General features: G+C 74.3%; 14 protein-coding genes. 4 read left to right on the top strand and 10 right to left on the bottom strand.

Annotated elements, in window-relative coordinates; all coding sequences use genetic code 11:
* Window positions 1-86: 86 nt before the first annotated feature.
* The 4 genes from E9565_RS19640 to E9565_RS19625 are packed head-to-tail and all read right to left on the bottom strand — an operon-like array spanning window position 87 to window position 3,918.
* Complete coding sequence (locus tag E9565_RS19640) at window positions 87-845, bottom strand: ABC transporter ATP-binding protein (protein ID WP_236826569.1); 759 nt, start codon at window positions 843-845, stop codon at window positions 87-89.
* Window positions 842-1,855, bottom strand: coding sequence for an iron chelate uptake ABC transporter family permease subunit (locus E9565_RS19635; RefSeq protein ID WP_236826568.1), 1,014 nt, complete (start codon window positions 1,853-1,855; stop codon window positions 842-844). The genes E9565_RS19640 and E9565_RS19635 overlap by 4 nt, the downstream gene beginning before the upstream one ends.
* Window positions 1,845-2,864, bottom strand: coding sequence for an ABC transporter permease (locus E9565_RS19630; protein ID WP_236836557.1), 1,020 nt, complete (start codon window positions 2,862-2,864; stop codon window positions 1,845-1,847). Before E9565_RS19630 ends, E9565_RS19635 begins: the two co-directional genes overlap by 11 nt.
* A gap of 40 nt (window positions 2,865-2,904) precedes the next feature.
* Window positions 2,905-3,918 (bottom strand): siderophore ABC transporter substrate-binding protein, encoded by a 1,014-nt coding sequence (locus tag E9565_RS19625; protein ID WP_236836556.1) that lies wholly within the window; start codon window positions 3,916-3,918, stop codon window positions 2,905-2,907.
* Window positions 3,919-4,105: 187 nt separating this feature from the next.
* On the opposite strand from E9565_RS19625, the gene E9565_RS19620 reads away from it, so the two are divergent.
* Window positions 4,106-4,468: a hypothetical protein gene (locus tag E9565_RS19620; RefSeq protein WP_236826565.1), complete on the top strand. Its 363-nt coding sequence runs from the start codon at window positions 4,106-4,108 to the stop codon at window positions 4,466-4,468.
* Complete coding sequence (locus E9565_RS19615) at window positions 4,461-4,886, top strand: hypothetical protein (protein WP_236836555.1); 426 nt, start codon at window positions 4,461-4,463, stop codon at window positions 4,884-4,886. Before E9565_RS19620 ends, E9565_RS19615 begins: the two co-directional genes overlap by 8 nt.
* On the opposite strand, the gene E9565_RS19610 is transcribed toward E9565_RS19615, so the two are convergent.
* The 3 genes from E9565_RS19610 to E9565_RS19600 form a co-directional block, all read right to left on the bottom strand.
* Window positions 4,883-5,572, bottom strand: a complete 690-nt coding sequence (locus E9565_RS19610) for a hypothetical protein (RefSeq protein WP_236836554.1) — start codon at window positions 5,570-5,572, stop codon at window positions 4,883-4,885. The two genes, E9565_RS19615 and E9565_RS19610, sit on opposite strands and share 4 nt — an antisense overlap.
* A 67-nt stretch (window positions 5,573-5,639) precedes the next feature.
* Window positions 5,640-6,146: a flavin reductase family protein gene (locus tag E9565_RS19605; protein ID WP_236836553.1), complete on the bottom strand. Its 507-nt coding sequence runs from the start codon at window positions 6,144-6,146 to the stop codon at window positions 5,640-5,642.
* Window positions 6,146-7,081, bottom strand: a complete 936-nt coding sequence (locus E9565_RS19600; protein ID WP_236836552.1) for a hydroxymethylglutaryl-CoA lyase — start codon at window positions 7,079-7,081, stop codon at window positions 6,146-6,148. The genes E9565_RS19605 and E9565_RS19600 overlap by 1 nt, the downstream gene beginning before the upstream one ends.
* 156 nt (window positions 7,082-7,237) lie before the next feature.
* Between E9565_RS19600 and E9565_RS19595 the strand changes: the two genes are divergently transcribed.
* On the top strand, window positions 7,238-8,140 hold the full coding sequence (locus E9565_RS19595) for a sensor domain-containing diguanylate cyclase (protein WP_236836551.1): 903 nt from the start codon (window positions 7,238-7,240) through the stop codon (window positions 8,138-8,140).
* Window positions 8,141-8,184: 44 nt separating this feature from the next.
* Window positions 8,185-9,702 (top strand): glycerol kinase GlpK, encoded by a 1,518-nt coding sequence (gene glpK / locus E9565_RS19590; protein WP_236836550.1) that lies wholly within the window; start codon window positions 8,185-8,187, stop codon window positions 9,700-9,702.
* A gap of 39 nt (window positions 9,703-9,741) precedes the next feature.
* Here the strand turns inward: glpK and pgm are convergent, their stop codons facing one another.
* The 3 genes from pgm to E9565_RS19575 form a co-directional block, all read right to left on the bottom strand.
* Window positions 9,742-11,376 carry a phosphoglucomutase (alpha-D-glucose-1,6-bisphosphate-dependent) gene (pgm, locus tag E9565_RS19585; protein WP_236836549.1) on the bottom strand — a complete coding sequence of 545 codons (1,635 nt, stop codon included), beginning with the start codon at window positions 11,374-11,376 and terminating at the stop codon, window positions 9,742-9,744.
* A 38-nt stretch (window positions 11,377-11,414) separates the two neighbouring features.
* Window positions 11,415-11,852 carry a VOC family protein gene (locus tag E9565_RS19580; RefSeq protein WP_236836548.1) on the bottom strand — a complete coding sequence of 146 codons (438 nt, stop codon included), beginning with the start codon at window positions 11,850-11,852 and terminating at the stop codon, window positions 11,415-11,417.
* Window positions 11,849-12,591, bottom strand: a 743-nt coding sequence (locus E9565_RS19575; protein WP_236836547.1) for an AraC family transcriptional regulator, incomplete at its 5' end; no start/stop codon positions are given. The genes E9565_RS19580 and E9565_RS19575, both read right to left, overlap by 4 nt.

The following is a 12,591-nucleotide window of genomic DNA, read 5'->3' as shown; positions in this document are numbered from 1 at the left end:
CGTCCTCCCGCACCGCAGCGCGTCCCCCCGCGAGGGAGGACGCGCCATGATCAGGTGCCTCGATCGTGGCCCAGGGGGCGGCCCGGTCAGCCGTAGTAGAGGGCGACCGGCCGGCCGTCGATCTCCCGGACGTCGACCGAGGTGTCGTAGACCGCCGCCAGCACCTCGGGCCGCATGATGTCGCGCGCGGCCGCGTCCGCCACGACCGCGCCGTCGCGCATCGCGACGATGCGGTCGGACCAGGTGGCCGCGAAGTTGATGTCGTGCAGCACCGTGACCACCCGCTTGCCCAGGTCGTCGGCCATCTGCCGGACCAGCCGCATGATCTCGGTCATGTGCCGCAGGTCGAGGTTGTTCAGCGGCTCGTCGAGCAGCACGTACTCGGTGTCCTGCGCGAGCACCATCGCGATGAACGCCCGCTGGCGCTGCCCGCCGGAGAGCTCGTCGAGGAACCGCTGCCGGTAGGGGTCCAGGTCCAGGTAGCCGATCGCCCGCTCGACGTGGTCGCGGTCCACCACCGTGAGCCGGCCCCGCGAGTGCGGGAAGCGGCCGAACTCGACCAGGTCCTGCACGGTCAGGCGGGCGGCGACCTGGTTGTCCTGCCGCAGCACGGCGAGGACCTTCGCCAGCTGGGCGGACGGCGTCGTCGCCACGTCCATGCCGTCGACCGCCACGCGGCCGGCGTCGGGCGCGATCAGCCGGCCCACCAGGGCGAACAGCGTCGACTTCCCCGCGCCGTTCGGCCCGATGAGCGAGGTGACGCCCTCGGCGCCGAAGGTGATCGAGACGTCGTCGACGACCGCCTGGCCGCCGTAGCGCTTGGTGACGTTGTCGAGCGTGATCACCGCGCCCCCTTCCGAAGCACGAGGTAGAGGAAGAACAGGCCGCCGGAGAACTCGATGACCGCCGACAGGGTGCCGCCGAAGTCGAGCACGCGGTCGAGGACGAGCTGGCCGCCCAGCAGGCACACCATGCCGAGGAGCACCGCCGACGGCAGCGTCCACACGTGCCGGAACGACCCCGCGTACCAGTACGCCAGGTTGGCCACGATGAGCCCGAAGAACAGGATCGGCCCGACCAGCGCCGTCGAGGCGGCGACCATGACCGAGACGATCGTGAACAGCACCATCACGACCCGCCGGTGCTCGATGCCGAGCCCCACGGCCGCCGGCGCGCCCAGGGTCAGCACGTCGAGGGTGCGCAGCAGGGGGACGACGGCGGCGCAGCCCAGCGCGACCAGCCCCGCGGTGAGCCCGAGCAGCAGCTCGTCGGGCCGGGTGAGCGAGGCGAACAGCGAGTCGGAGAGCACCTGGAAGTCCAGCGGGTCGAGCATCCGCTGCATCCACTCGGTCACCGCGCGGAAGAAGGTCCCGAGCACGATGCCCACCAGCAGCATGAGGTGCAGCGAGCGCCGCTTGCCGCCGAACAGCCAGGTGAACAGCAGCACGCTGAACGCGACCATGACGGCGACCTGGACCAGCCACAGGGTGAGCGCGTCGAAGGCCAGGAACGACGCGGAGCCCGACAGGAAGACGATCACGGTGCTGATCAACCGGTAGAACGCGTCGAACCCCATGATCGACGGGGTGAGGATGCGGTTCTGCGTGATCGTGTGGAACACGACCGTGGACACCCCCACGGCCGTGGCGACGACGACCATGGCCGCGACGGCGAGGCTGCGGATCTCCAGCGCGAAGAGCAGCGAGCCGGGGACGTCCGTGAACAGGTAGACGACGACGAGAACCAGCACGGCGGCGCCGAGCACCGCCAGCCGCACGGGCGGCTGCGCCCACCGCTCGCGGAGGTGCGCGGAGGTCCGGCGGGGGGCGGTCTGCGGGGCGGGGTCAGTGAGCACGGCTCTTCTTCCGCAGGAGCAGCCAGAGGAACAGCGCGGCGCCGATGATGCCCACGACGAGCGACAACGGGATCTCGTAGGGGAAGCGGACGACCCGCGCCAGGATGTCGCAGGCGACGACGAAGACCGCGCCCAGCCCGGCCACCCAGGGGACCGCGCGGCGGACGTTGTCGCCGATGATCAGGCTCACGACGTTGGGGACGACGAGCCCGAGGAACGGGATCATGCCTGCGGTGACCAGCACCGCCGCCGTGATCACCGCGACGACGACCATCCCGATCGCGACCACGCGCCGGTAGTCCAGGCCGAGGTTGGTGGCGAACTCCTCGCCGAGCCCGATGACGCTGAACCGGTCGGCGGCGACCCAGGCGACGACGACCATGAGCCCCGCGACCCAGACCAGCTCGTAGCGGCCCTGCATGACGCTGGCGAAGCTGCCCAGCGACCACTGCTGCAGCGACTGCAGCAGGTCCAGGCGGTAGGCGAAGAAGGTCGTCACGGCCTCGACGACACCGCCGAGCATGAGCCCGACCAGCGGGACGAGCACCAGCTGCCGCACGGGCACGAAGCGGACCACCCGGAGGAACACCCAGGTCCCGATCAGCCCGAAGACCGCGGCGACGCCCATCTTGCCGAAGACGGCCATGCCCGGGAAGAAGATCATCGCGACGAGCATGCCGAGGGTCGCGAACTCGGTGACGCCCGTCGTGCTGGGCTCCACGAACTTGTTGCGCACGAGCATCTGCAGGATGAGACCCGCGATGCCGAGGGAGGCGCCGACGAGGACGACGGCGACGGTCCGGGGGATGCGGCTGGCCACCAGCAGGAAGGCCGCGTCGCTCTGCGCGCCGCCGGCCAGCAACGACGCCGGGGTGACGTCGGAGACCCCGACGAACAGGCTCGTGACGGCGAGGACCACGAGCAGCACGCCGATGAGCACCCCCACCCAGGTGCGGCGGGACCGCATCCGGGTGGGGGTGCTCGCCGGGGTCGCGGTGAGCGTCGTCACGGGCGACGGGGGGCCAGCCGTGCGGCCCGGTGCCGGGCGGTCACCCCGCGATCTGGAGGACGTCGTCGATCATGATCTGCGTCGAGTCCAGGCCCCCGAACACGATGTACCAGGCCATCGGGTCGAGGTAGACGATCTGGTCCTCCCGGGCGGCGGTCGTCTGCCGGACGATCTCGTTGTCGAGCACCGCCGCGGCCGGCTGGGCGCCCGCCTCGCCGGTGGCGGCGTCCCGGTCGACGACCCAGAGGGTGTCGGGGTCGACCTCGAGCAGGAACTCGAAGGAGACCGGCTCGCCGTGGGTGGCCGCCTCGACGTCCTCCACCGCGGGCTCCACGCCGAAGACGTCGTAGATCAGGCCCCCGCGGACAGTGGGTCCGACGGCGTCCGCGCCGGCGGGCGCCAGCGCGCTGAGCTCGCCGCCGGAGACCATGAGGCCCAGGCCCGGGCCGGCGTCGGCGGTCGCGGCGCGCGCCTCCTCGATGCCGGCGTCGATCTCCTCCAGCGCGGCGGCGGCCTCCTCCTCCGCGCCGAGCACCTCGCCGAGGAAGGTGGCGCTGCGCTCGAGGTTCTCGGTGTAGGAGCCCCGGAGGCTCAGGTCGACGGTGGGCGCGATCTCGTTGAGGTCCTCCCACAGCGCCGCGGAGCGGTTGGCGACGACGATGAGGTCGGGCTGCTGCGCCTCGATCTCGACGAGGTCGGCCTCGAAGAGGGTGCCGGCGTTGAAGGCGTCGTCGGCCAGGTACTGCTGGAGGTAGTCCGGCACGTTGTCGAGCGGGGCACCGGCGATCTCGCCGCCGAGCGCGCCGATGGTGTCGAGGCTGGCGATGTCGAAGGTGACGATCTTCCCGGGGTTCTTCGGGACCTCGACGGTCGTCTGCTCGTACTCGGGCTCCTCGTCCTCACCGGCGACGTTCCGGTCCCAGGTGAAGCTGACCGTCTCCGTCTCGGCGGGGGCGGCGGTCTCGGCATCGGCGTCACCACCGCACGCGGAGAGCGCCAGGACGGCGGTGAGCGGGAGGGCGAGGGCCGTGAGCGGCCGGGCGGCGGTGCGCATGGTGCTCCTGTCGGGGACTGAGGCTAGGGAGCCCTAACTAAGGTGTGCCTAACCTGCCACGCCGGTCCGCACCGGGGTCGCGGCCGGCACACCCGGTCGAGCCGCGCCGGCGACCCCGCAGCCGCCCCGCGCCCCGGGGGCGGGAGGATGGGGCCGTGCTCGCCCCCGTCCCGCCCGCGCCGCGATCGTGAGCCCCGCCCTCGTCGTCGCGATCACCGCCGTGGCGGCCCTCGTGGTCCTCGCCGGGCTGGCGTCCACCGTCGCGCGCCGCCGGACCGGCCTGGTGCACCTCGCCGGCGCCGGCCTGCTGGAGGCGCTCCTGGTCCTTCAGGCGGTGCTGGCGTTCGCGCGGATGGGCGACGGCACCCCCGCCGACATCCCCACGTTCCTCGGCTACCTGTTCGGTGTGCTGCTCATCCCGGTCGCGGGGGTGCTGTGGGCGCAGGCGGAGCGGAGCCGCTGGGCCGGCACCGTCCTCGCGGTCGCGGCGGCCGCCGTCGGCGTCATGGTGTGGCGCCTGCTCCAGCTGTGGGAGGCCACGGGTGCGTGACCGCGGGCTGGGCCGGCCCGCCGAGGCGGCGGCGCCGGGTTCCGCCGGGCCCGCGCGCGTGCTGGTGCTGCTCTACGGCATCTTCGCGCTCGCGGCGGGCGCTCGCGCCGGCGTCCAGCTGGCCACCCGGTTCGACGAGGCCCCGCTGGCCTACCTGCTGTCGGCGTTCGCGGCGGCCGTGTACGTCGTGGCCACCGTGGCGCTGGCCCGCGGCGGCCGCGGGGGCCGGCGCACCGCACTGGCCGCGATCCTGGTCGAGCTGGCCGGCGTGCTCGTCATCGGCACGCTGTCACTGGCCGACCCGGCGGCGTTCCCCGACGAGACGGTCTGGTCGGAGTTCGGCCGCGGTTACGGGTACGTGCCGCTGGTGCTGCCGGTGCTCGGCCTGCTGCTGCTCCGGCGGCGGCGCGGCGCCTAGAAGTCCCCGCCGCCGAAGTCCCCGCCGCCGAAGTCGCCACCGCCGTAGTCGCCGCCGTAGCCGGCCCCGGGGTCCTCGAAGCCGCCGGCACCGTCCTCGTACCCCGCGGCGTAGGCCTCCTCGTCGCTCCCGCCGAAGAGCCCGCCGTCGCCGAGGCCGGTGTCGAACAGCGCATCGGCGACCGCCGTGCCGATGACCAGACCGCCGATGGTGCCGAGCATGCTGCCGCCGATCATGCTGCCCATGCCCGGCCCGCCGTACCCGCGCCCCGGGCCGTACCCCGGCCCGCCGCCGGGACCGCCGAAGGTGCGCTCCATGAACCCGGGCTGCCGCAGCTCGGCCCGCGTGGCGGCGCGGGCGAGCGTCCGAGGGTCGTCACCGGCCGGCCGCTCGCCGGCGGGCACCGACTCGCTCAGCCGGCCGAGCACCTGGGCGCGCTGCTCCGGGGTCAGCTGGGCGAACGCCTCGGCGTGCGCCTGCTCTATCTGGTCGGGCGGCGCCGTGCGCAGCAGGTAGCGGTAGCGCTCGATCGCCTGGTCGTCGGCGGTCGGCTGCGGCGCGCCGTAGGGCTGGCCCGCCGGGGCGCCGCCGTGGCCGCCGGGAGCCCCGTAGCCCCCGCCGTACCCCGCGTGGCCGCGGTCCTCGTGCGGGCGCCTGCGGCCGAAGAGCCGGTCGAGCAGTCCCACGGTTCCTCCTCGCGTCGCCGGACGTGTGCCCCGGTGGGTGCCCCGCGCCCGGGGGCGGGAACCGTGCTCAGCCCTCGCCGTCGCGCAGCAGGCCGTAGCCGCCCCGGTGGAACAGCAGCGGCCGCCGGTCGGGGACCGCCCCCAGGTCGAGCACCCGGGCGACGACGATGGTGTGGTCCCCGCCGTCGTACTCGGCCCACAGCTCGCCGTCGATCCAGGCGACGACGTCGTCGAGCACCGGGGAGCCGTGCGGGCTGGGCCGCCACGGGACCCCGGCGAACTTGTCGGTGCCGGACCGGGCGAAGTTCTGCGAGACGGCGTCCTGGCCCTCGGCGAGGACGTTGACGCAGAACCGGCCGATCTCGCGGAGCCGGGCCCAGGTGCGCGACGTCCGGGCGGGGGCCAGCGCGACCAGGGGCGGGTCCAGCGACAGCGAGCTGAAGGACTGGCAGGTGAAGCCGATCGGCCCCTCGGGGGCGTCGGCGGTGACCACGGTGACCCCGGAGGCGAAGTGCCCGAGGACGTCGCGCATCAGCCGGGGGTCGACCACCCGGGGCGGCTCGGGGACGGCCATCAGCGCGCGTCCGCCGCACGGGGGACCGACCGGCCGCCGGCGCGGTACAGGGAGCTCGGCAGCTCGTGCCCCACGGCCTGCTCGGTGACGCGGGCGGCCGCCAGCAGCGCATCCAGGTCCAGGCCGGTGCGCACCCCGGACTCCTCCAGCATGTAGACCAGCTCCTCGGTGGCGATGTTGCCGCTCGCGCCCGGGGCGAAGGGGCAGCCGCCCAGCCCGCCGACGGAGGCGTCGAGCTGGGACACGCCGGCCTGCACGGCGGCGAGGGCGTTGGCCTGCCCGGTGCCGCGGGTGTCGTGGAAGTGCACGCCCACGGCGACGCCCGGGCAGGCGCGGCGGACGGCGTCGACGAGGGTGACCACGCGCAGCGGCGTCGTCGTCCCGATGGTGTCGCCGAGGCAGAGCTGGTCGGCACCGGCCGTGACCGCCGCCCGCGCCACGTCGACGGTCCGCGCCACCGGGGTGCGCCCGTCGAAGGGGCAGTCCCAGGCGGTGGCGATGATGACCTCCAAGGAGCCGCCGGCGCCGTGGGCGAGCGCGGCGATCTCGCCGACCGCGGCGACGGCCTCGGCGGTGCTGCGCCCGGCGTTGGCACGGCTGTGGCCGTCGGAGGCGGAGACCACGTACTCCAGGTCGGCGATCCCGCAGTCGACGGCGCGGACGGCGCCCCGCGGGTTGGCGACCAGCGCGGACCAGTGCACCCCCGGCCACCGCTGCAGCTCCGCTGCGAGCTGGTCGGCGTCGGCGAGCGCGGGCACCGCCCTGGGGGAGACGAACGACGTCGCCTCGATCCGGCGGACGCCGGTGGCCACCAGCGCCTCCAGCATGGCGAGCTTGCCCTCCAGCGGGACGGGGGCCTCCAGCTGCAGGCCGTCGCGCATGCCCACCTCGCGGACGTCGACCGAGCTGGGCAGCACCAGGTCGAACTCGTTCATCTGCGTCTCCTCGGCGCCGGCTCCGGTTGCTCCCCGCATCCTCCCCTCCCCGCGCCGGGTTCCCCCGATCAGGCGTCCCGGAACCGCGACCGGCGGTCCGGAGGGCGGACCGTCGTGCGTGTCCAGCAAGATGGGACCCGGCACAGGAGGTGGAGGGTGATCGAGGTGGCGGGCGCGCTGCCCCCGGCGGATCGGCGGAGCGTCTTCGCCAACGCGCCGATGGGGATCGCGTTGACGACGCCCGGGGGGCTGCTCCTCGACGTCAACCCGGCGCTCGCGGAGATGGCCGGTCGCTCGGCGGAGGAGCTCCACGGGCGTCCGGTGATGGACCTCGTGCACCCGGACTGGGTCCTCGCCGCGCAGGAGGCGTACGCCACCCTGACGGCCAACCCCGAGCGCCCGATGCGGCACGAGACCCGGCTGCGGCGCGCGGACGGCACCGACCTCCCCGTCCAGATCACCGCCTCGTGGGTGGCCGAGAGCGCGGAGGGGCTGGCCGCGCACCTCGTCCTGATCGTCGAGGACATCACCGAGCGCAAGGCGCTCGAGGCGCAGCTGGTGCACCGCTCGCTGCACGACCCGCTCACCGGGCTGCCCAACCGGCTGCTGTTCCACGACCGGCTGCGGCACGCGCTCGACCGGGGCCGGCGCGAGGCCACCCCCACGTGCGTGCTGATCATCGACCTGGACGGCTTCAAGGCGATCAACGACGAGCTGGGCCACCCCATGGGCGACCTGGTGCTCGTCTCCTTCGCCGACCGGCTGCGCTCGGTGCTGCGGGCCAGCGACACCGCGGCCCGGCTGGGCGGGGACGAGTTCAGCATCGTCTGCGAGAACACCGAGCGGGCCGACGCCCAGGCCCTGGCCGACCGGCTGCGCACGACGGTCACCGAGCCGCTGGAGCTCGGCGGCACCCGGGTGCCCGTCGGCATCAGCATCGGCATCGGCACGGTGCAGGGCGGCGAGCAGCCCGAGGAGGTCTACGAGCGGGTCGTGCGGGCCGCCGACGACGACATGTACGCCGACAAGGCGCGCCGGCGCCGGGCCGGGCGCCGCTGACCCGGCAGGGTTCCCGGGAGACCGCCCGACCGAGAGGAACGGCCATGCCGCAGTACGTCGCAGCCATCGACCAGGGCACGACCAGCACCCGCTGCATGCTCTTCGACCACGACGGCGCGGTCGTGTCGGTCGGCCAGAAGGAGCACGCGCAGATCTTCCCGCGGGCCGGGTGGGTGGAGCACGACCCGGTGGAGATCTGGCGGAACACCCGCGAGGTGGTCGGCCAGGCGATCGCCCGCAGCGACGCCGGCACCTCGGACATCGTCGCGGTGGGCATCACCAACCAGCGGGAGACCGCCGTCGTCTGGGACCGCGCGACGGGGGAGCCGGTCCACAACGCCATCGTCTGGCAGGACACCCGGACCACGGCGATCATCGAGCAGCTCGGCGCGCTGGGCGGCGGGGCCGACCGGTACAAGGACCGGGTCGGGCTCCCGCTGGCCACCTACTTCGCCGGGCCGAAGGTGCGCTGGATCCTGGACAACGTCGAGGGCGCCCGCGAGCGGGCCGAGCGCGGTGAGCTGCTCATGGGCACCATCGACTCCTGGCTCATGTGGAACATGACCGGCGGGGTCGAGGGCGGGCAGCACCTGACCGACGTCTCCAACGCGTCGCGCACCATGCTCATGGACTACCGGACGCTCACCTGGGACGAGGCGATCGCCGAGGAGATGGGCATCCCGGTGGCCATGCTGCCGGAGATCCGGTCCAACTCCGAGGAGTACGGCCGGGGCCGCCGGTCCGGCTTCCTCGCCGGGGTGCCGATCGCCGGGTCCCTCGGTGACCAGCAGGCCGCGACGTTCGGCCAGGTCTGCTTCGAGCGCGGGATGGCCAAGAACACCTACGGCACCGGCAACTTCATGCTGCTGAACACCGGCGAGGAGGCCGTCCCCTCGGAGAACGGCCTGCTCACGACGCTGTGCTACCAGCTCGGCGACGGCAGGCCGGTGTACGCCCTCGAGGGCTCGATCGCCGTCACCGGCTCGCTGGTGCAGTGGGTGCGGGACAACCTCGGCCTGATCGGCAGCGCGCCGGAGATCGAGGAGCTGGCCCGCTCGGTCGAGGACAACGGCGGCTCCTACATCGTGCCGGCCTTCTCCGGGCTGTTCGCCCCGCACTGGCGGTCGGACGCCCGCGGCGCCGTCGTGGGGCTCACCCGGTACGTGAACAAGGGGCACCTCGCCCGGGCGGTGCTCGAGGCGACCGCCTACCAGACCCGCGAGGTGCTCGACGCGATGAACGCCGACTCCGGCGTCGACCTGACCGAGCTCCGGGTGGACGGCGGGATGGTCGGCAACGAGCTGCTCATGCAGTTCCAGGCCGACCTGCTCGACGTCCCGGTCATCCGGCCGAGGGTCGCCGAGACGACGGCGCTGGGCGCCGCCTACGCCGCCGGGCTCGCCGTGGGCTTCTGGTCCGGGCTCGACGAGCTGACCGACCGGTGGGCCGAGGACAAGCGCTGGGAACCGCGGATGGCGGCCGGGGAGCGCGAGCGCTACTACCGCAACTGGCAGAAGGCGGTCACCAAGTCGCTGGACTGGGTCGACGACGACGTCAGCTGATCGCGTGACGCGGGGCGGCCCGGATGGGTCGCCGCGGCGTCAGCCTCCGAGCGCGGTGGCGACGACGGCGCGGGCCTCCTCCTGCACCTGCGCGAGGTGCTCGGGGCCGCGGAAGGACTCCGCGTAGATCTTGTAGACGTCCTCGGTGCCCGAGGGGCGGGCGGCGAACCAGGCGTTCTCGGTGGTCACCTTGAGGCCGCCGATCGGGGCGTCGTTGCCGGGCGCGCGGGTGAGCTTGGCGGTGATCGGCTCGCCGGCCAGCTCGGTGGCGGAGACGTCCTCGGGGGAGAGCCTGCCCAGCGCCGCCTTCTCCGCCCGCGTCGCCGGGGCGTCGATCCGGGCGTACGCGGACTCGCCGAAGTGGTCGGTCAGCTGCTTGTGCAGCTTCGAGGGGGACCGGCCGGTGACGGCCTGGATCTCCGCGGCCAGCAGCGCGAGCAGGATGCCGTCCTTGTCCGTCGTCCAGACGCCGCCGTCACGGCGCAGGAAGGAGGCGCCCGCGGACTCCTCGCCCCCGAAGGCGACCGACCCGTCGAGCAGGCCCGGGACGAACCACTTGAAGCCGACCGGCACCTCGACCAGCCGGCGGTCCAGGTCGGCCACCACGCGGTCGATCAGCGAGCTGGACACCAGGGTCTTGCCGACGGCGACCTCCTTGGCCCAGCCCGGGCGGTGGCTGAGCAGGTAGGCGATCGCGACGGCGAGGAAGTGGTTGGGGTTCATCAGCCCCCCGTCGGGTGTGACGACGCCGTGCCGGTCGGCGTCGGCGTCGTTGCCGGTGGCGATCTGGAACTCGTGCCGGCGGTCGACCAGCGAGGCCATCGCGTGCGGGGACGAGCAGTCCATCCGGATCTTGCCGTCCCAGTCCAGCGTCATGAACCGCCAGGTGGGGTCGACCAGCGGGTTGACCACGGTGAGGTCGAGCCGGTGCCGCTCGGCGATCGCCGCCCAGTAGTCCACGCTGGCGCCACCGAGCGGGTCGGCGCCGATGCGGACGCCCGCCTCGCGGATCGCGTCGAGGTCCACCACCTCGGGGAGGTCGTCGACGTAGGTGCCCAGGAAGTCGTAGGGCTGCGCGGCGGCGCGCCCCTGCTCCACCGGCACCCGGCGGACGCCGCTGAGCCCCGCGCGCAGCAGGTCGTTTGCCCGCCCGGCGATCCAGCCCGTGGCGTCGGTGTCGGCCGGCCCGCCGCTGGGCGGGTTGTACTTGAAGCCGCCGTCGCGCGGCGGGTTGTGCGACGGCGTCACCACGATGCCGTCGGCCAGCCCGGACTGCTTGCCCCGGTTGGCCCGCAGGATCGCGTGGCTGATCGCCGGCGTCGGGGTGTAGCGGCCGCCGGCGTCGACCAGCACGGTGACGTCGTTGGCGGCCAGCACCTCGAGCGCCGTTGCCCAGGCCGGCTCGGAGAGCGCGTGCGTGTCCCGGCCCAGGAAGAGCGGCCCGTCGAAGCCCTGCTCGGCCCGGTACTCGCAGATCGCCTGCGTGGTCGCGAGGATGTGCGCCTCGTTGAACGCCGCGTCGAACGACGACCCGCGGTGGCCGGAGGTGCCGAACACCACCTGCTGGGCGGGCTCGGCCGGATCGGGCTCGACGGTGTAGTAAGCGCTGACCAGCGACGCCACGTCGATCAGGTCGGCGGGCTGGGCGGGCTGTCCGGCGCGGGCGTCGCTCATGCCGACGATCTTGGCGTCCGCGCCGGTCCCGCGCGAGCTCAGCCGCCCCGGCGGGGCTCACCCCGGTAGGTGCCGAACTGCCAGAGGTTGCCCTCGGGGTCGCGGGCGGCGAAGTCCCGGGAGCCGTGGTCGGTGTCGTACGGCGGCCGGACGATCTCGGCTCCGGCGGCGACCGCGCGGGCGTGCACGGCGTCCGGATCGGCGGTGACGACGTAGCAGCCGGTGGACTCCACCGGCCACTGCCCGCCGTCGTCACGCACCGAGCCGAGCATGACGCCGCCGCCCTCGGGCCAGTCGAGCTGGGCGTGGTCCACCCGCTCGCCCTCGCCGTAGGTGACGGTCTCCTCGAATCCGAAGGCGTCGACGAGGAAGCGGATGAGCCCGCGGGCGTCGCGGGCACGGAAGGCGGGCCACACCTGCGGCGGCGGGGGCTGGCCCGCGCCGGGTGCCTCTGCGGTGGTCGTGGGGTTCGTCATGCCCCCGACAGTGCCGAGTCCAGGACGGAGGTGTCTTGCACGTATCCGAACTCCGCGGCCAGCCAGCGGGTGGGTGCCAGGCCGGCGAACGCGGTCCACTCCCGGGTCAGGTGCGCCTGGTCGCTGAAGCCGGTGGTGACGGCGAGCGCGGCGAGGTCGGGTGGGAGGCCGCGGACGGCGCGGCCGGCCAGGGCGCGCCGGGCCCGGTCGAACCGCACGACGCGGGCCGCCTCCTTGGGGCCCAGCCCGGTCTCGGCGCGGAACCGCCGCTCGAGGTACCGGGTGGACCAGCCGACGCGGGCGGCCACCTCGGCGACGCGCAACCGGCCGCCGCCCGCCGTCGTCAGCCGCCAGGCCTCGGCCACCTCCGCCGGGACGGCGCCGTCGTCCTCGCGCAGCCGGTGCAGCAGCGCCCGGTCGAGCGCGGCGAACCGGGCCGGCCAGCCGTCGGCGGCACGGACCCGCGCGAGCAGCTCCGCGCCCGGCGGGCCGAGCAGGTCGGCCAGCCCGACGTCCGCCGAGGCCAGCTCACCGGCGGGCAGGCCCAGCAGGGCGCGGGCGCCCAGGGGTGTGAGGGAGAGCTGGATGCCGGCCTGCCGGCCGGGGTGGACGATCCGCGCCGGCCGGGTGTGCAGCCCCCCGACCAGGGCGTCGAACCGGCCGGGGGGCTGCGCCGGGTCGGGGTGGGCGGCCATCTCCAGCGGGTCGTCGAGGGTGAGGACGACGGTCAGCCAGGGGG

The organism is Blastococcus sp. KM273129 (assembly GCF_021698995.1).
Classification (GTDB): Bacteria; Actinomycetota; Actinomycetes; order Mycobacteriales; family Geodermatophilaceae; genus Blastococcus.
This window is presented reverse-complemented; position numbering and strand designations above follow the sequence as displayed.

Coding starts and splice junctions, on each gene's coding strand:
- pgm (WP_236836549.1), bottom strand. CDS start 11,376: ATGAGCGACGCCCGCGCCGGACAGCCCGCCCAGCCCGCCGACCTGATC.
- E9565_RS19600 (WP_236836552.1), bottom strand. CDS start 7,081: ATGAACGAGTTCGACCTGGTGCTGCCCAGCTCGGTCGACGTCCGCGAG.
- E9565_RS19625 (WP_236836556.1), bottom strand. CDS start 3,918: ATGCGCACCGCCGCCCGGCCGCTCACGGCCCTCGCCCTCCCGCTCACC.
- E9565_RS19580 (WP_236836548.1), bottom strand. CDS start 11,852: ATGACGAACCCCACGACCACCGCAGAGGCACCCGGCGCGGGCCAGCCC.
- glpK (WP_236836550.1), top strand. CDS start 8,185: ATGCCGCAGTACGTCGCAGCCATCGACCAGGGCACGACCAGCACCCGC.
- E9565_RS19605 (WP_236836553.1), bottom strand. CDS start 6,146: ATGGCCGTCCCCGAGCCGCCCCGGGTGGTCGACCCCCGGCTGATGCGC.